Source organism: Burkholderia perseverans (assembly GCF_022870505.1).
Lineage (GTDB): Bacteria > Pseudomonadota > Gammaproteobacteria > Burkholderiales > Burkholderiaceae > Burkholderia > Burkholderia plantarii.
Map to the genome: position 1 here is coordinate 2,064,254 of NZ_CP045093.1, position 16,907 is coordinate 2,081,160.

Genomic DNA, 16,907 nt, shown 5'->3' on the forward strand with positions numbered 1-16,907 from the left:
GGTATTCCTTGAAAGCTGGATAAAGAAACCCACTCGTTTGAAACCAGTCTTTGACGTGATATCGACAGACGTGCCGCGCCGTTCAAACCATGTCTCGAATCTTGTCTCCGGCTGGCATGAGCCGGGGGCCTGGCGCGTGAGGTCTTGCACGCACCGGACCATGGGTAAGTGGGATGTCAATGTAAGGGCTTTGTAGAGGACTACCTAATACGAACTACGGCCCCCGACATAAGTTTTGGTTAACCTAAGGGTTTCCACAGAGGCATGGCGCGGAGGAATGCGGACGACTGCCCTGCCCGGGGCGCCGCCGGGATGGCCGGCCTGACGTTACGTGGCGGCGGACGCGGGCATCGCGTTCGCCGGTGAATGCCCTTGTCGATGCAAAAGCAATTCAATCCATTACCGGAATAAACGAATCGTTTTTATTCTGTCTATCTTTATGTCACGATAGTATTGAAAAATAGATCAGGCATCCTTGTGCCCGGCCATGGCGAAAGCCTTCAATCGCCAGCCATGCATCGTGTTACCGCCATGAAAATTCATCCATGCCAGCCAACGGGGAAGTCCATGCCTTTCGTCCATCTTCGTGAACGCCGCTGCCACCGGGGCCGACGCGATTGACGGATGCGCCATGCCGGTTCGGCAACGCCCCGTCCGTTCCCGTCGACACGAATCCGCAGGCCGGCCACGTGCTTCGTCATGCAGGCATGGCGGCGGACACGCCGGCATCGCCGTACCCTCCCACCCTCAAGAAACGCCATGCAAACCACCGATAACATCGTCATCGCCTTCGTGCCCGGCACGTCCGCATCGGAACTGAACCTTGCCAGCAACAAGAAGCGGGCCTGGCCCGATGCGCTGGAACTCGTTCACGTCTTCAGGGATGACGAGCGGTGCAAGGAGGTGGCCGACCAGGCGACGCTGCCGGTCGGAGACATCGTCTCCCACTTCCGGATCGGGCCGGAAAACCTGTCGTGCTACGGCCAGCTGATCCATTTCATGCAGCACAAGATGGGCTTCACGAGCGCGATTTCATCGAGCTGCACGCCGCTGGAAAGCGATACGAAGCCGCTCGACAAGCCGCTGCCGAAGGTCTTCTACCATTGCCCCTACGACTGGCGGCAAAACAACCGCGATTCGGCGAAGCGGCTTGGCGCGGCGCTCACCGAACTCGACCACGTCTACACGAGCGCCGGCCAGACCTACAAGCTGTATATCGTCGGGCACAGCATGGGCGGGCTGGTGAGCCGCGGCCTGCTCGAGGATCCCGCATCGAAGTCCGCGCCGTGGTTCGACAAGGCCCAGGCGCTCATCACGCTGGCGACGCCGCACTATGGCGCGCCGCTCGCGTTGAGCGCGATGCTCGGGCAGCAGATCGCCGACGTGGAACTGATGAAGTACGTCAACTACGTGCAGTCGGTGGTCGACAAGCCGGCGTTTCCGTCCACCTACGAGTTGCTGCCCCCGCCCGGGCATCCGTTCATCCAGGACGGCAACGGCCATGCGCTGGATTTCTACACCGCGGAGCCCACGGCACCGTTCATGACGGCGCTCTCCCTTTTCAAGTTCAGCCCGGAAAGCCTCAAGGAGGCGCAGGCGTTCTTCTCGACGCTCACGGTGACGTCGCCGGACGACACGCCGATTCCGTATCACTGCTTCGTGGGCACGGGGAAGCCGACGCTTGCCAACGACGGCGACAAACCGGCCTTCACGTATCGGCCCGATCCCCATCACCTGATGGCCGATCCGTTCATCAGCGCGGGGAAAGCCGCGGTGGGCGACGGTATCGTTCCCGAGGACAGCGCCCGGTTCATCTTTGAACTCACCGATTCGGGATGCCAGACGTTCCCGGGGTATTCCCATGGGCAAATGGGCGGGTCGGACATGAAGCACGCGTCGGATGCGATCCGGGCGATGCTGGAGTTGGTGGGGCTGGAATGGCCGCTGCTTGGGGAGGAAGATGACGCGGAGGATGAATCGCGGGACGAGCCGAGCGCCGCGTGACACGCCGAGCACGCGGCGCCTGGAGCGCTGCCACCGGCCGGCGCCCGCCATTTCCATGGCGGGCGCCGGCCGATGCGCGAACGTCTAGGCCAGCCACCGTTTGATGTTGGCGGCCATCACGTTCGTTGAAATGCCATAGCGGTCGTGAAGCGTCGGCAACGCTCCCGCGTCGAGGAATTCGTCGGGCAGCGCCACCTGTTTGAAGGTACATGAGACACCGGCGCTCAGGAGGGTCGTTGCGACAGCCTCCCCCAAGCCGCCGATGACTGTGTGGTTCTCGGCGACGACGACCATGCGGCCGGTCCGCTTCGCCTCGCGGATCACGGTCTCCGTATCGAGCGGCTTGATGGTCGGGACGTGCAGCACCGCAACGTCCACCCGGTCCGACGCCAGCGCTTTCGCGGTTTCCAGCGCACGCATGGTCATGATGCCGGACGACACGATGAGGACGTCGTTGCCATCACGCAGCATCCTGGCTTTGCCGAGTTCGAACCGATAACCGTACTCGTCGAGCACCGCGGGCACGTTGCCCCGCAGAAGGCGTGCATACACCGGCCCCTTGTGCGCCGCGATGGCCGGCACCATCTGCTCGATGTCGAGGGCATCGCACGGATCGATCACCGTCATGTTCGGCATGGCCCGCATGAGCGCCAGGTCTTCCGCGGCCTGGTGGCTCGGCCCGTATCCCGTCGTCAGGCCCGGCAGGGCACAGACGATTTTGACGTCGAGATTGTCCTCGGCGATGGTTTGATGAATGAAGTCGTAGGCCCGTCGCGTCGCGAACACCGCATAGGTGGTGACGAACGGCTGCGCACCTTCGTGAGCGAAACCGGCGGCCGCCCCCATCAGCAGTTGTTCGGCCATGCCCATCTGGTAGTACCGCTCCGGGAACGCCTTCGCGAACACGTGGAGGTCCGTGTACTTGCCCAGATCGGCCGTCATGCCGATCACATTCGCCTTCGCGCGAGCCAATTCGACGAGTGCATGACCGAACGGCGCGGACCGGGTGAGCTGCCCTTCGCCGGCGATGGACGCGATCATCGCCGAAGTCTTCAGGCGTGGCTTTTTATCGACGATCGAATTCATGCCTGGCTCCCTGCAAAAGTTTCATCGAGTGCATCCAGCGCCAGCTTCCATTCATGAGCGTCGACCCGGATGAAGTGGTTTTTTTCGCGTTGCTCGAGGAAAGGCACGCCACAGCCCATCTTCGTGTCGCACACAATGATTCGGGGCTTCGGCTCCGTCAAGTCGCGGGCGTTGTCGAAGGCCGCCTTCACGGCATTGATGTCGTTTCCGTTCACGCGTTGCACGTACCACCCGAACGCTTCGAGCTTCGGGACGAGCGGCTCGAACGCCATGATTTGCGTCGACGGCCCGTCGGCCTGCTGGTTGTTTACGTCGACCATCGCGATCAGGTTGTCCAGCTTCCAGTGCGCCGCCGAGAGCAGACCTTCCCAGACGGCGCCTTCGTCGAGCTCACCGTCCGAGAACAGCGTGTACACGAACGACCCGCTGCCTTTGCGCTTGAGTCCGAGACACCGGCCCACGGCAATCGTCAATCCCTGGCCGAGCGAGCCGCCGGACATTTCCATCCCCGGGGTGTAGCTGGCCATCCCTGACATCGGCAGACGGCTGTCGTCGCTGCCGTAGGTCTCCAGTTCTTCTTCGGGAAGGATGCCAGCTTCGAACAGCGCAGCGTAGAGCGCGATCGCGTAGTGGCCGTTCGACAAAAGGAAGCGGTCGCGGCCTTCCCAGTCGGGTTCGGTCGGCCGGTAATGCATGGCGCCGAAATACGACACGGCGAGAACGTCGGCGATGTCGAGTGCCTGGCCGATATAGCCCTGGCCCTGCACTTCCCCCATCAGCAGGGCGTTGCGGCGGATGCGGTAAGCGCGCTCGGCGAGGGACACGTCCTCGATGACGGTGGTGCTCATTGGCTCGTCTCCTTGAAAAAGTGGGTTCAGCGATTGACCGTCTTGGCGGGCACGAAGAACACCAGCGCCGCGCCCAGCACGACGGCCGTCGAAATGAAGATGAGGCCCGCCGTTGCCTTGCCGGTGAGGTCATTCAGCCATCCGACGATCGCGGGCGAGAAAAAACCGGCCAGGTTTGCGAAACAGTTGACCGCGGCAATGCCGGCCGCCGCGGACATGCCGCTGAGAACGGCGGTCGGCAGCGCCCAAAACATGGAGGACGAGGCGAGGATGCCGGCCGCGGCGATGCTCACGCAGAGAATCGACGCCCACACGCTGCCCAGCATCGGCAGCGCGGCGAACGCGGCGGCGGAGAGCAGCATCGGGATCGCCAGGTGCAGGCGGCGCTCGCGACGCCTGTCGGCGCTGCCTCCAAGGATCGGCAACGCGATGATCGCGCACAGGTAGGGAATCGCGGTCAGCCCGCCCACCCAGAGCGGATCGGCGACACCGGTGCGGCGGATGATTGTCGGCAGCCAGAAAGTGAGACCGTATTGCCCCAGCACCACGCAGAAATAGATTCCGGCCATCAGCCAGAGACGGCGGTCGCGGACGAACTCACGCATGGACACGTGTTCGGTGGTGGCGGTACGGTCGTTTTCCACGTTGCGCCTCAGCAGCGCCTTTTCGTCGTCCGACAGCCATTTGGCGCCGGCGATATCGTTGTCGAGATACAGCAAAATCGCGACGCCAAGGAGCAACGAGGGCAGTGCCTCGAGCATGAAGAGCCATTTCCATCCCGCAAGCCCCTGGGCGCCCTGGAAGGCGTGCATGATCCAGCCCGAAAGCGGGCCGCCTAGGATGCCAGCCATAGGAATGGCCATGAAGAACAGCGACAGCGCTTTGGCGCGCCGGGCCGCCGGGAACCAGTAGGTCAGGTAGAGAATCACGCCCGGGGCGAACCCCGCTTCAGCGACACCGAGCAGGAACCGCAGCACGTAAAACGTGGTCGGCGTCTTCACGAAGACAAAGCTCGCCGAAATGACCGCCCAGGTCAGCATGATTCGGGCAAGCCAGTTTCGCGCGCCCACTTTATGCAGAATCAGGTTGCTCGGGACTTCGAAGAGAAAGTAGCCGAGGAAGAAGATGCCGGCACCGATGCCGTAAATGGTCTCGGAGAAGCGCAGGTCGTTGAGCATCTGCAGCTTTGCGAAGCCCACGTTCACGCGGTCGAGATACGCGCCGAGGTAACACAGCATCAGAAAGGGAATCAGGCGCCGAGCGACTCGCGCGTAAGTTCTCGCCTCGAAATTGCTTGTATCGCGGGAGGCCGGTAGGTCGGCACCGATTCCCGGTGTGGCCAGTCTGGATTTCATGGAATGTCTCCGGTCAGCCGGGCCCGTCGGCGCGACGGGCCCGGCCCCATGTCTCTGGGCCGCTTTGGCGGCATGACGCCCCGGTTGATCCAGGTGCGCCGTATGCTTGTGCAAGGTCGGAAGCGACCGTGGACGCCACGTCAGTGAATCAGCATGCCGCCGTTGACGTCGAGCGTAATGCCGGTCAAATACGTGGAGAGGTCGCTTGCCAGGAACAGGCAGGCATGCGCGATGTCGCTTGCCTCGCCGAGGCGCCCGAGCGGAATGCCCTTGATGATGTCCGCGCGCATCTCGGGCCTCAGCTTGTCGCCCGTGATGTCGGTCTGGATAAGGCCCGGCGTAATGGCGTTCACGCGGATACGGTCGGCGCCGAATTCACGGGCCATGGCCTTCGCGAGGCCGAGCACGCCCGCCTTTGCCGCGCTGTAGTGGGGGCCGCCGAAGATGCCGCCGCCGCGTTGCGCGGAAACCGAAGACATGCATACGATGCTGCCCCGCTGCTGCTTTTTCATGTGCGGAATGACCGCTTGCGACATGTACAGCGTGCCGAGCAGGCTGACACCGACAACCGCGTCGAAATTGCTCCTGGAGATTTCCAGCGTCTTGATCGGCTGCGTAATGCCCGCGTTGTTGACCAATGCGTCGATTCGGCCGTATTGAGCGGCGACAGCGTCCGCGGCGGCAACGCAGGCCTCCTTGTCGGTCACGTCGCACGCGAGACCGAGATGTCCTTCGCCAAGGTCCCGTGCCGCGCGCTGCGCATCTGCCTGGTCCAGGTCCAGAATCGCGATGCGTGCGCCGTGTGCCGCCATGGCCTTTGCCGTCGCCTTGCCGATGCCGCGTGGCGATGCCGCGCCCGTGACGATGACGACTTGATTCTCGAGCAACATGTGGATGTCTCCGTTGATGGTCTGGATGCAGGCGAAGTGTGTCCGCCGGCGAGCCCCGCATCAACGCAGTTCCCTTCAACCGTAGCTGAGAAATTTTCAGCCCCGGGTTATCCCTGAGATCCCGGCTTGCAGCGTTCGATTTCCGCCTCGATCCAGGACAGGAACTTTGCAACCCGAGGCAATTCGGCATTTTGGCTCGGATAAACGAGGTGATGGGCCCCTACCTCGACTGATTGGCTATCGTCGAAGACCTGCACGAGCGCACCGTCCTTGAGCTTCTGCGAAGCCATCATCACGCTTTCGAGCGCGATGCCGAGCCCGAGGGATGCGGTTTCAATCGACATGTAGGAGCGGTCGAACGAAAAATCGAACGTCTTGTTCGCACCGGACACCCCGGCCCGTCCGAACCACTGCCGCCATTGCACGAGCGGCGTCTCCGAATAAACCAGCCGCTGCTCCAGAAGGTCTTCGGGAGTCCTGACCGGGTGCCGTTCAAGGTATCCCGGCGACGCGAGCGGAGCGATGAATTCACCCCGAACCGTGCGAACCTCGAGGTTGCTCCATTCTCCATAACCGTGGCGAATGTCGATGTCGTAATAGCCGTTCGAAAACGATACGTTCTCGTAGGAACAGGCGACGTTCAACTGAACGTCGCCGTTCGCCTCCTGAAACGAGGACAGCCGCGGCAGCAGCCACATCAGGCCGAAACTCGGGCTCGAATGCACGCGCAGAATGTCGACTTCCTTGCGGCTCGAAGCCCGCTCCGTTGCCCGGCTGAGGTCGGCCAGCGACCCCGTGACATCCGCAAGATAGCGCTCGCCGGTGGGCGTCAGGACGAGACCGCGTCCTGTCCGTTGAAACAGGGATTGGCCGATCGTCGACTCGAGATTGCTCAACTGATGGCTGACCGCGGAAGCCGTGAGGCCGAGCTCTTCAGCTGCACGGTTGACGCTCTTGGTGCGTGCAATGCTCTCGAAAGCAATGATGGCCTTCAACGGAGGAATTCGCATGGTCAAATCTTTTCAGTCGTCAGTCGCGTTGAAAAAAACTGCGTGGTCTTCGCCCAGGGGTCGCGGCTCTCCTCGACATCGCACGATACGGACGCGAAAACCACTGAATGGTACCCGTGCCAGGCCGGCTGATGGCCGGAAGTCCTGCCTCGCATGGATGGCCATGCAGGCAATGTCGGCAGCCCTTGGCTGATGTTGGGACCGACCAGGGCGCCGAGCACCGAAGCCGTGCGTGGACCGCAACCAGGCGGCCGATGCGGTTTGCCGCGAATGCAGAGCGATGGCGAGCTGAAGGCCGTCGGGGACCGGATTCGCGCTCGCCCAGCCCATGTCGCTCGACACGACGTGACAGCGATGCTTACGGGAGGCGGGAGGTGGCGACAACCGCCGGCAATGCATTCCGTTCAGGAGATGAGCCAGGACAGGCGATGTCGATTACCTCTCTGCATGTCTCCACCTGCACCGGCTTGGGGATGAATAACCCAGCCAGATCTCATCGCGTCACGGCACCGGCGCCGTCGGGTTCGTAGTCGATGAAGAGCGACTCGTGCCAGGTGCCGAGCGAGACCTTGCGGGCACCGATCGCGATCGGCTTGCCGAGCGGCAGGCGGAACGTGTAGACCAGCTTGCCGCGCTCGATCGCCACGCGAAAGCCGGTGGTATTGCCGAGCGGCTGGGCCTGGCCGTCGACGAACAGGTGGGTGAAGTCATGCGCCGGAGCCAGCGAGGCAAACGCCCGAGCACGGAAGATCACGGTCTGCTTCGCATCGAGCGGGCCGCCGTCGGGCAAGGTGTCGATGCTGACCAGCTGGACCGGAAAGCCTTCGGAAAAGCGCCAGCTTTCGTCGATCGCGGTAACGGTGTCGCCCTGCATCTGCAGATGCGCCGAGTAGCAGATCCAGAAATGCGGATGCGCAGCGGCGGCCACGGATGCGGCGGCGGCGCCCGCGAGCCGCCTGACAACAAATGGATGCCACATCGCTCGAGGCTTGCGGCCGGCGGAGGGAGGCCGGTCAGCCGGCATCGTGCCGCGTTCCCGGCGCGCCGGCATCATCGGGCGGCCGGGTCCTTTCACACGGCATTCTCGCCGCCGGCCGTCATCCCCGTTGCGGGCCGCGGATCGGACGGAAGATGTTGGCCGGAATATGGGCGGCGTTGATGTTCGCGTCGTTGTGGTTGTGCGGGCTCAGCCAGGCGTTGGCACCGACCGCGGCGACGTGGGACTCGCCGCCCATCAACATGCGACCGTCGATGGTGCGCTCGATCCGCACCACCGCATGCGAGAACGCGTTCGCGTCGCGATTTTGCAACGTGTTGTCGTTGGTGTGGATGCGAATGTTGAACGTGTGGCCGGGATTGTCGCGATCCGGCACACTGAAGTTCCGCCCGGTTCGGATCTGGTGACGCCCCTGTCCCATGTTCGGATTCCAGATCTGCTCCTGCGTTGGATGCATCCTGCTGATCAGGCTGGCGGCGTGGATCGAGCCGCGCGGATCCCGCATGTTCTCGAAATCGGCCGACGAGAAGGCGTTGGCTGGCGCCATCGCATCCATCGTCCGCGCAGGGTGGATCACATTCGCCTGTTGGATCGAATTGCGTCGCCCTGTCGGATTCCGGGCGGACAGAAAATCTATCGCGGCACGATGTTCGTTACTGGCATAGTCGTTCGGTGGCATGGTTCCCCTCGCAGTAGTCTCAATTCGCTTCATTCGGTGTGATTCAAGGAGGACGGCGAATGGCCGCCTCGGTACGTCCTCCATCCGCAGTTCAAGCAAGCGTCATGCCATCGTCGAACCGCCCGCATGTCCTCGGCTCCGCAGGAACGCGCGGCGCGCGGCGCGCGGCGGACCGTCTGGGGCAGGGTTGTTTCGAACCCAGCCCGCCTCTCGCCCATGCCGCGCACCGCCGCGTCCACCCGGGCGCCCCGGGGTTCATCCGGAACAAGCCACCATGGGTGGAAAATCACCAGCCATGGGTTGCCCGCACCCCACCCGACGAACCAACGCCAAAAGCGACGCACGACCCATGCCGGGCATCGGCACCGGCACGGCTTGCCCCGCGCTAACGAATCCCGAAGCGCGCGACCAGCATGTCGGTGAATCGGTCGGCCTGCCGCACCAGCTCGGCGCCGGAGGTGCCTTCGCCGGTGGTGCGCTCGGCGAAGCTGGTGGTCAGCAACACGACGAACCTCACTACGCCGTCGGGATCATCCGGGGCTCCGTGTCCGACCGCCTCGGCAATAAAGGCTTTCATCAGCCGCATGCTGGTGGCCATCAGCGCCTGGAACTCGGCGGTGTCTTCAGATCCACCGACGCCACGCGCGACGCGCGGCGCAAATCCACTTCGGCGGACTTGGCATCACGCTCACCTGGCGCAACTGGCGGCGGGTGGCGCGGGGCTGGTCTGCGTCGAGATGACGACCGTGTCGCCGGAAGGTCGGCTGACGTGGGGCGACTCCGGGCTATGGAACGACCTGCAGGCGGCGGCGCTGAAGCCGGCGGTGGCGGCGATCAAGGCCAACGACGCGGTGCCCGGCATCCAGCGCGAGGCGAGCGCGAATCGCCCCTGGAAGGCGACGACCATCTTGCCGACGATGCGCCGCACGGCTGGCCCATCATCGCGCCCTCCTCGCTGGCGTTCGGCAACCCGGACCTATGGAAGATGCCGTCCGAAATGAGTGGCGCCGGACATCGCGCGCGTGCAGCGCGACCTCGTCGCGGCGGCGTGCAGGGCACGCGAGGCCGGCATTTGGAGGCTCGAAAATATTGCACTCCTCGGCACGGATCGTGACGCGGAGATCGCCACTCGACTCGCGGGGCATCTAACCACTGTCGCCAAAAAACGCCGAGCTTTGAAGATCCCACGTTACCGGCTATCGCACCCGAGGGTGCCGGGTCGTATCGCGCAGACGTAGTCCTGCAGCGCCTTCAATTTGTCGATTTCCCGCTGGTCATCGCCGGCGACGGCGAAAATGCGTTCCGCAGTCGCTCGGTCGAGCTCTGCGACGGCGGTGGCACCATCGCCCACGCCGGCGGTGCCGGCAGTTGCGGACACACCGTTGGGACTGGTTGCAGAACAGCTCGAGACGGCGATGCGCAGCCGCTCAGTGCCGGCAACGAGACCAGCCCGGTAACGGCGATTGTCAGCCTCATGACCCATCCGCTCCTTCGTGAACTTCGCGTCGACGGCCGCCGCGCGCGAAGCCGCCGTATCGTGAGCGGCAACCGCACGCTGAAACGTCGCGATTGCGCTCTTCGTAGTCGGCCGCCCGAGAATTGCGACGATGGCGGGCTCCCGTGCCGCCGGGATGTACGTCGATGCCACCGCTCACATCGAGCTGGTGCGCGCACTCGTTCGTCGACGTGTCTGACAACTGCTCGATGGGGTTTACGCTGCGCGATCACCCTCGCGCGGCTCGATAGCAATGCTGTACACGTATATATCAATATGCAGCAGCGGTGCGGATGCAGGGCAACCAGGCAGCGCGCGGCGTTCCGCGTCATTGTGCTCGCGGTTTATCCCGGAAGTCCTCCTGTGGGTACTTCGTGGCAACCCTTCGCCATCGCTCCCGCCCGCTCTTTCCCACGTGGTATGTCGTTAAGGAGAGTTATCGGCATTGATGGCGTGTCAGAAAAACTCGGCCGCAGCCGGGCCGATACCGAAACGTGGGGCAAGACCACCGCTACTTCACCGTCGCCAGCGGCAAAAACAAGGCCAACGGATCGTGCGTGAGGGGCTGAAAGCCGAAGTGCCGATAGAACGCCGCGGCGCCCTCATCCTTCGCGTCGACAGTCAACGCGACGGCGGGAATCTCCGAGCTCGCGGACCGGCGCAAGGCATTCACCAGCAACGCCCCACCCAGCCCCCTGCCCCGATATCGGCCATCGACCGCCAGCCGGCCCATTCGCACCGCCGGGATCGCCGGATAGCGTGGCAGCTTGCGTGTCACTTCGCGCGGCAACTCGGCCAGTGCAATGCTGGCGGCCGACAGCGTGTAATAGCCCACCACCACCTCTCGGTCAAGCATCACAAAGCAGGCAGCCACACGGCGCTTGACGTCCTGCGAGACGGTCTCGCGTAGGTAGCGATCAAGTGCCGGCGTGCCACATTCAAACTGGGTTCGGTCATGGGCCGTGTCAAGCACGGCCACCGTCAACGGCACATCAGTCATTCGTCACGCAACAGGTGGTCGTGACGATCGAGCGCGCGCTGCAGGGCATCCGTCGGCTTGGCCGGCGACAGAATGGCCGTGGCAAAGCGTTCCGAATCCGCTACCGACAGGCGAATCACTTCGGCCTCGGAAATGGCGCGTTGCGCGGCTTCGCGCGCGGCGGAAACGACGAAGTCCGACATCGTGCGCCCCTGGATTTCGGCGGCCCGACGGATCACTGAGAGCACATCAGCCTCGACGCGCGCTTCAAAGCGAGTAGTAGCCATGATTGTTACCTCCTTCAGGTACTGTACGGAAAATTGCCGGCTACGTCAATTGTACGGAAAATTGCCGGGAGGCAAAAGATATCGCCGCTAGGTGCTCACGATCGGCCGTCGGGATCAGGTGACCACGTCGGTTAGCAAGAGAAGGAGTTTTCGCATGGTCGTCGGAGGAGGCACCGGATTGACGGCACCACGCACGGTGTCCCGTCGCCGGTGCCACGATTCCTCCTGAAAATCTTCGTGCTGAGGCTAGGGACATCGACCTGCATGCCGTCTCTGGCCGATATCGCATCCGAAGCGCCAGGCACGCGGCTCGCGCGCGTGTTTGGGCCGCTATAACCGCTAGCGCCATCCCTTCCGTGCCATACTCGCTACGCGCTCGCCGCCGACGAACTGAGATGCTTGCGGATAACATCGACTACCGACGGCTTCCAGTGGATCTTGTAGCCGCTCTGTGGCCCCTTCGGCAGAACGGCGCCATCTCTCCGGAAGCAGTATCCTGCGAGAGGGAAATTCCAGTGCTAAGTTCGTTTCAGTGTCGGCGGAACACGCGCGGCAGCGCCGTCCGTGCCGCGTTCTGTGTCTGGCAGACGGACGACGAGGTCCACACCCGGGCAGTCTGCATTGCTAGCCAATCCGCGAAACAACAGCTTGGCGGAAGATCAGGGGGCGGTGGCCAGCCACGGCGAAGAAGCAACACGACGGTACCAACCGTCCGCTACAGATGCCGGTCTACATCCATACGTTGATGCAGCACGCGAATCACGTCGACAGCTGACTCTATTGACCGGCGCATGGGCCTTGCTAGGTAAGGATGACAGCATTTCCGAAAAAGGCTACCCATAAATTCACCCCCAAAAGGCTGGACGGTATCAGCGGCCGTCTTCCTCGAGCACTGGACACCCCGATCCGGAAGCGGACATGCTTCCCCGGTTCCCAGTTCAGCTCGTAGGTCCATGCTGCGAGGATCAAACACTGCTGGCCGGCGCGCCACGCCGCGCGGAATGTCGGCTTCTCGCCGACCGCCCTCGGTGTCGTCGCCGAACATGGCTGACATCTCTGCAGCGCCCCTCAGGTTGGGGCGACAACAGTGAAGGTCAATACATCGCTATAATCGCCCTTCTTCAAAAATGGTCTGACAAATGTTTTGAAAGTTGGAGAAAAACAAGTCCTACCTGACGCATTTAATTGTATGGTTGACTTCGTCAGATTAGGCAGGCTGAATTCTGTCGCTCCGTCATCGAGCACTAGACGATACGGGACAATCTGCGAAGATCCGACAGATTTTTCAGTTGGTACTGGTTTTCAACGACGCCATTCTTGCTATCAGCATCGACTATCACATCGACACCATCGCCACTCAACCCCGAATAAGTAAAACACAGCTGATCGATGAGTGTCGTGAATTTCTTTTCTCCATATTGCATCGGTAATTCTCCCAAATCCCAGTCCGGCGCGAACATGCGAATCGTCACTGGAGGTTTGGGTGGATCGATCGGATCTACAACCTGACAACTAGCGCCATCGGACTCGGGATATAAATATGCCGCACCCGTTTGCTCCTCCGCAAATGTGTCATCATAGGCTGCAAGCAAATATCCCTTGTTGCCCGCCGTCACGCTCACGGCTCGCCATTTCTTTCCGTGAAAGGTGACGCTGACGGCAGCGGAGAACGCATTTGGGTTGTGCCAAGCACCATCACGGGCGTCTCCCCCGTCTCTATATAAAACCGTCCCTGGCCATTCACCATAGGCGATGTTTAATCCGTAATTCGATGAAATTCCATTCAAAGCATTTACGACCGGAAAACCCGTTTGCCCACCATCATGGATCTTTTGATTTTTATCATATCCTCTTATCATGATGGTTCTCGAACGAAAGTCACCCCCACCACCCATATTCTCAGCAGTTGCAGCTTTAAAATTAATAACCAAGGATACAGTGGTCGAGCCATCACCATTATCACGCCATGTGCAGCTTCCGTAACTATCGACTACAGATTGCCGGCTCATTGTCGAGGAAAATACCGGGCTACTGAAAACAGAAAGCAAGATAACGATCACTCCTTCCACCGCCTTGAGAGTCGTCATTTCCGTGCAATCGGCAGCGAATGCAAGCCACCTGCTTTTTAAGCAGTACGAGGCCAGAGGGATTCGTTTCCAAAAGAGAGAGAAAATGGAGGGCTGGAAGAAAAAAACTGACAAGCGCATTCGGCCGCCTAGGCAATAGTGGCCGACGGCGGTTCGGCCGACGGCGGTTCGGCCGACGGCGGTTCGGCCGACGGCGGTTCGGCCGACGGCGGTTCGGCCGACGGCGGTTGCTTTCAGTTAGAAATTTTTGCCGTCATGAGCCCAGGGCATCTTGATATGCCTCATATCCCAATCAATCGTAGGGCCGACTTTTCTGTTGCGCCTCCCTGAACCTCCGGCCGCTACCCCGCACGGCACCGGCGCGAGCGCAGCGATCACGCGCTCGATCGCGTGATCTTCGACGTTGGGAAACGGCAGCGCCGGCGCGCCGATGCGTGTGAACTGCGCGGCGTGCTGCCAGCCCGGCGGCACATCGGGCACGACGTCGTTCCCGTTCTTGAAAAGGCGGACCGGCACGCCGACCGGAAGCTTCGCGGGGCGCGGGCAGGCCGCGACGCGCAACAACTCAAAGCCGTAGACAGTAGTCGGCACGCGGTCGGATTTCCTCTAGCCACAGGCAGTTCGAACTTCACGCTCAGCCAATGCGTGATGAGCGAGACGGTGATGGGCCGGCGGGTTTTCGGAAGCAGTTGACGGAGCAGGCCCGGCACCAGCCGTCCGCTTCCGGCCGAGGCCGTGTGAAAACTCGAAACTATCCGGTTTTCGGGGGTCGCTTTACCCCTCCGGAACCGCTTCGAAGCCCGTACGCGGCGATCTGGCGGCCCGTGTTTGTCGCGCGGTGCGTTCGATGCGGGTTTTCACACGGCCTCGGCCAATTCCGGACATCGACATTGAACTGTGGAATGGCTGCTCTACACTCGACCACGGCCAAAGGTGCCGTTCAAATACTGGTCTGGTTCACGCGTTTCATTAGTTCCTCTGCGCTTTCCTTACGCTCGCTGTAGCGATCGACCAGGTACGGCCCGATATCGCGCGTGAGCAAAGTGAACTTCACCAGTTCTTCCATCACATCCACGACGCGATCGAAATAGGCCGACGGTTTCATGCGGCCAGCTTCGTCGAACTCCATGAACGCCTTGGCCACCGATGACTGGTTCGGGATGGTCAGCATGCGCATCCAGCGCCCGAGCAGGCGCATCTGATTGACGGCGTTGAACGACTGCGAGCCGCCGCTGATCTGCATCACCGCGAGCGTCTTGCCCTGCGTTGGCCGCACCGCGCCGACCGATAGCGGAATCCAGTCGACCTGCGCTTTCATGATGCCGGTCATCGCGCCGTGGCGCTCGGGCGAGCACCAGACCATGCCTTCAGACCACAGCACCAGTTCGCGCAGTTCAGCCACCTTGGGATGCGTGTCGGGCGCATCGTCGGGTAGCGGCAGACCGCTTGGGTTGAAGGTGCGAGCCTCGACGCCCATCGCCGTGAGCAGACGCGCGGCTTCTTCGCTTAGCAGGCGGCTGAACGAGCGCTCTCGCAGCGAACCATAGAGCAGCAGGATGCGGGGCGCATGCGCGGAGGATTTCGTTGCCTGAAGGCGCTGAATATCCGGTATGCGGAACAACGCCGCATCGACTTGCGGCAGCTGCGTCGCGAAATCAGTTATCGGAGCGGACACGTTTACCCTCCGCATCGAGCACTGCCTCCCCCGTCTTCCTTCGTGAAAGCACCGCGTTGCGCATCGGGCAGGATGTCGAGCACGAGCTCGGACGGACGGCACAGACGCACGCCCATCGGCGTCACCACGAAAGGCCGGTTGATGAGAATGGGGTGCACCATCATCGCGTCAAGCAACTGGTCATCTGTCAGCGCCGGGTTGTCCAGGTGCAGCTCAGCGTAGGGCGCGCCTTTCTCGCGCAGTACCTCATGCACGCTCAGCCCCGATTTCGCGATCAGTTCAACGAGCTTCTCGCGCGACGGCGGGTTCTTAAGATATTCGATGACGACGGGTTCGATACCCATGTTACGGATCATCGCAAGCGTGGTACGCGAGGTGCCGCAGTCCGGGTTGTGATAGATGGTGACTTCGCTCATTGCGTTGTTTCCCGTAACGTTCAGGCACACTCGTACCAGTTCTTCGAGCGGTTGACGATGCGCACTACGAGCAACATGACCGGCACTTCGATCAGCACGCCCACGACCGTCGCGAGCGCCGCGCCGGAATTGAAACCAAACAGGCCGATGGCTGTTGCGACGGCCAGTTCGAAGAAGTTCGACGCGCCGATCAGCGCAGAAGGGCAGGCGATGTTGTGCTTCTCGCCGACCGCGCGATTGAGACAGTACGCCAGCGCTGAATTGAAGAACACCTGAATCAGGATCGGCACGGCGAGCAGCACGATCACGAGCGGCTGCTTCAGAATAGCCTCGCCCTGGAAGGCAAACAGCATCACCAGCGTAGCGAGCAGCGCCGCGATCGACCAGGGGCCGATCTTTGCCATCGCCGCTTCGAATACCGCCTCGCCGCGCAAGAGCAGCGCCTTGCGCAGGAGCTGCGCGAGGATCACGGGGATAACGATGTAAAGCGCGACCGACGTGAGCAGCGTCGCCCACGGCACCGTGATCGCCGAGATGCCAAGCAGCAGCCCGACGAGTGGCGCGAACGCGACCACCATGATGCTGTCGTTGAGGGCGACCTGCGAAAGCGTAAAGAGCGGATCGCCGCCCGTCAGGCGGCTCCAGACGAACACCATCGCCGTGCAGGGCGCTGCGGCTAGAAGGATCAGCCCGGCCACATAGCTGTCGAGCTGCGCGGCGGGCAGCATCGGCGCGAACAGGTGTTTGACGAAAAGCCACGCGAGAAACGCCATCGTGAACGGCTTGACGAGCCAGTTCACGACAAGCGTGACGCCAATGCCCTTGATGTGCTGGCGCACCTCGTGGAGTGCGCCGAAATCGACCTTCACCAGCATCGGTACGATCATCACCCAGATCAGCAGTCCGACCGGCAGATTGACGTGGGCATATTGCAGGCGGCCGATCGCCTGAAAAGCGCTTGGTAGTGCTTGGCCGAGCAGGATGCCCGCGACGATGCAAAGCGCGACCCAGACGCTCAGGTTGAACCACACCGGATTTGGTGGAGGCTCCAACTCTTGAGAGAATGGAGCGATGAACAAGAAGCCAAGTAAGTTTTCCC

16 protein-coding genes and 2 pseudogenes are annotated in these 16,907 nt (G+C 62.1%); 2 read left to right on the forward strand and 16 right to left on the reverse strand.

Going from position 1 to position 16,907, the window contains the following annotated elements:
- Positions 1–759 precede the first annotated feature (759 nt).
- On the forward strand, positions 760–2,004 hold the full coding sequence (locus tag BpN12_RS08425; protein ID WP_246791983.1) for a lipase family alpha/beta hydrolase: 1,245 nt from the start codon (positions 760–762) through the stop codon (positions 2,002–2,004).
- An 84-nt stretch (positions 2,005–2,088) separates the two neighbouring features.
- On the opposite strand, the gene BpN12_RS08430 is transcribed toward BpN12_RS08425, so the two are convergent.
- The 8 genes from BpN12_RS08430 to BpN12_RS08465 form a co-directional block, all read right to left on the reverse strand.
- Positions 2,089–3,090, reverse strand: a complete 1,002-nt coding sequence (locus BpN12_RS08430; RefSeq protein WP_246791984.1) for a transketolase family protein — start codon at positions 3,088–3,090, stop codon at positions 2,089–2,091.
- Positions 3,087–3,938 carry a transketolase gene (locus tag BpN12_RS08435; protein ID WP_246791985.1) on the reverse strand — a complete coding sequence of 284 codons (852 nt, stop codon included), beginning with the start codon at positions 3,936–3,938 and terminating at the stop codon, positions 3,087–3,089. Before BpN12_RS08435 ends, BpN12_RS08430 begins: the two co-directional genes overlap by 4 nt.
- A 26-nt stretch (positions 3,939–3,964) precedes the next feature.
- Positions 3,965–5,293 (reverse strand): MFS transporter, encoded by a 1,329-nt coding sequence (locus BpN12_RS08440; protein ID WP_246791986.1) that lies wholly within the window; start codon positions 5,291–5,293, stop codon positions 3,965–3,967.
- A 140-nt stretch (positions 5,294–5,433) separates the two neighbouring features.
- Entirely contained in the window at positions 5,434–6,183 is a 750-nt protein-coding gene (locus tag BpN12_RS08445; RefSeq protein WP_246791987.1) for an SDR family NAD(P)-dependent oxidoreductase, read from the reverse strand.
- A gap of 107 nt (positions 6,184–6,290) precedes the next feature.
- Complete coding sequence (locus BpN12_RS08450; protein ID WP_246791988.1) at positions 6,291–7,193, reverse strand: LysR substrate-binding domain-containing protein; 903 nt, start codon at positions 7,191–7,193, stop codon at positions 6,291–6,293.
- A gap of 493 nt (positions 7,194–7,686) precedes the next feature.
- Positions 7,687–8,172: a DUF1007 family protein gene (locus tag BpN12_RS08455; protein WP_246791989.1), complete on the reverse strand. Its 486-nt coding sequence runs from the start codon at positions 8,170–8,172 to the stop codon at positions 7,687–7,689.
- Between the two features lie 118 nt (positions 8,173–8,290).
- Positions 8,291–8,869, reverse strand: coding sequence for a hypothetical protein (locus tag BpN12_RS08460; protein WP_246791990.1), 579 nt, complete (start codon positions 8,867–8,869; stop codon positions 8,291–8,293).
- Positions 8,870–9,254: 385 nt separating this feature from the next.
- Positions 9,255–9,467 carry a hypothetical protein gene (locus BpN12_RS08465; protein ID WP_246791991.1) on the reverse strand — a complete coding sequence of 71 codons (213 nt, stop codon included), beginning with the start codon at positions 9,465–9,467 and terminating at the stop codon, positions 9,255–9,257.
- A gap of 79 nt (positions 9,468–9,546) precedes the next feature.
- On the opposite strand from BpN12_RS08465, the pseudogene BpN12_RS08470 reads away from it, so the two are divergent.
- A pseudogene (locus BpN12_RS08470) lies at positions 9,547–9,954 on the forward strand (oxidoreductase); the annotation flags it as partial.
- Positions 9,955–10,058: 104 nt separating this feature from the next.
- Here BpN12_RS08470 and BpN12_RS08475 read toward each other — a convergent pair.
- The 8 genes and pseudogenes from BpN12_RS08475 to arsB form a co-directional block, all read right to left on the reverse strand.
- Positions 10,059–10,517, reverse strand: a complete 459-nt coding sequence (locus BpN12_RS08475; RefSeq protein ID WP_425306255.1) for a lysis system i-spanin subunit Rz — start codon at positions 10,515–10,517, stop codon at positions 10,059–10,061.
- Positions 10,518–10,875: 358 nt separating this feature from the next.
- Positions 10,876–11,364 (reverse strand): GNAT family N-acetyltransferase, encoded by a 489-nt coding sequence (locus BpN12_RS08480; protein WP_246791992.1) that lies wholly within the window; start codon positions 11,362–11,364, stop codon positions 10,876–10,878.
- Positions 11,361–11,630, reverse strand: coding sequence for a type II toxin-antitoxin system TacA family antitoxin (locus BpN12_RS08485; protein WP_246791993.1), 270 nt, complete (start codon positions 11,628–11,630; stop codon positions 11,361–11,363). Before BpN12_RS08485 ends, BpN12_RS08480 begins: the two co-directional genes overlap by 4 nt.
- Positions 11,631–12,874: 1,244 nt before the next feature.
- Complete coding sequence (locus BpN12_RS08490; protein ID WP_246791994.1) at positions 12,875–13,717, reverse strand: hypothetical protein; 843 nt, start codon at positions 13,715–13,717, stop codon at positions 12,875–12,877.
- A gap of 237 nt (positions 13,718–13,954) precedes the next feature.
- Positions 13,955–14,308, reverse strand: coding sequence for a hypothetical protein (locus BpN12_RS33365; RefSeq protein WP_342346186.1), 354 nt, complete (start codon positions 14,306–14,308; stop codon positions 13,955–13,957).
- Between the two features lie 349 nt (positions 14,309–14,657).
- On the reverse strand, positions 14,658–15,407 hold the full coding sequence (gene arsH, locus BpN12_RS08500; protein ID WP_246791995.1) for an arsenical resistance protein ArsH: 750 nt from the start codon (positions 15,405–15,407) through the stop codon (positions 14,658–14,660).
- Positions 15,373–15,808, reverse strand: a pseudogene (arsC, locus tag BpN12_RS08505) (arsenate reductase (glutaredoxin)). The gene arsH and the pseudogene arsC overlap by 35 nt, the downstream one beginning before the upstream one ends.
- Before the next feature lie 20 nt (positions 15,809–15,828).
- Positions 15,829–16,887 carry an ACR3 family arsenite efflux transporter gene (gene arsB / locus BpN12_RS08510; protein WP_246794667.1) on the reverse strand — a complete coding sequence of 353 codons (1,059 nt, stop codon included), beginning with the start codon at positions 16,885–16,887 and terminating at the stop codon, positions 15,829–15,831.
- Positions 16,888–16,907: the final 20 nt, after the last annotated feature.

What these genes read in the sequence shown, in the direction of transcription:
- BpN12_RS08455 (WP_246791989.1), bottom strand. Translation starts at nt 8,172, where the DNA reads ATGTGGCATCCATTTGTTGTCAGGCGGCTCGCGGGCGCCGCCGCCGCA.
- BpN12_RS08435 (WP_246791985.1), bottom strand. Translation starts at nt 3,938, where the DNA reads ATGAGCACCACCGTCATCGAGGACGTGTCCCTCGCCGAGCGCGCTTAC.
- BpN12_RS08440 (WP_246791986.1), bottom strand. Translation starts at nt 5,293, where the DNA reads ATGAAATCCAGACTGGCCACACCGGGAATCGGTGCCGACCTACCGGCC.
- arsH (WP_246791995.1), bottom strand. Translation starts at nt 15,407, where the DNA reads ATGCGGAGGGTAAACGTGTCCGCTCCGATAACTGATTTCGCGACGCAG.
- BpN12_RS08490 (WP_246791994.1), bottom strand. Translation starts at nt 13,717, where the DNA reads ATGACGACTCTCAAGGCGGTGGAAGGAGTGATCGTTATCTTGCTTTCT.
- BpN12_RS08430 (WP_246791984.1), bottom strand. Translation starts at nt 3,090, where the DNA reads ATGAATTCGATCGTCGATAAAAAGCCACGCCTGAAGACTTCGGCGATG.
- BpN12_RS08465 (WP_246791991.1), bottom strand. Translation starts at nt 9,467, where the DNA reads ATGGCCACCAGCATGCGGCTGATGAAAGCCTTTATTGCCGAGGCGGTC.
- BpN12_RS08480 (WP_246791992.1), bottom strand. Translation starts at nt 11,364, where the DNA reads ATGACTGATGTGCCGTTGACGGTGGCCGTGCTTGACACGGCCCATGAC.
- BpN12_RS08425 (WP_246791983.1), top strand. Translation starts at nt 760, where the DNA reads ATGCAAACCACCGATAACATCGTCATCGCCTTCGTGCCCGGCACGTCC.
- BpN12_RS08450 (WP_246791988.1), bottom strand. Translation starts at nt 7,193, where the DNA reads ATGCGAATTCCTCCGTTGAAGGCCATCATTGCTTTCGAGAGCATTGCA.
- BpN12_RS08485 (WP_246791993.1), bottom strand. Translation starts at nt 11,630, where the DNA reads ATGGCTACTACTCGCTTTGAAGCGCGCGTCGAGGCTGATGTGCTCTCA.
- BpN12_RS08460 (WP_246791990.1), bottom strand. Translation starts at nt 8,869, where the DNA reads ATGCCACCGAACGACTATGCCAGTAACGAACATCGTGCCGCGATAGAT.
- BpN12_RS08445 (WP_246791987.1), bottom strand. Translation starts at nt 6,183, where the DNA reads ATGTTGCTCGAGAATCAAGTCGTCATCGTCACGGGCGCGGCATCGCCA.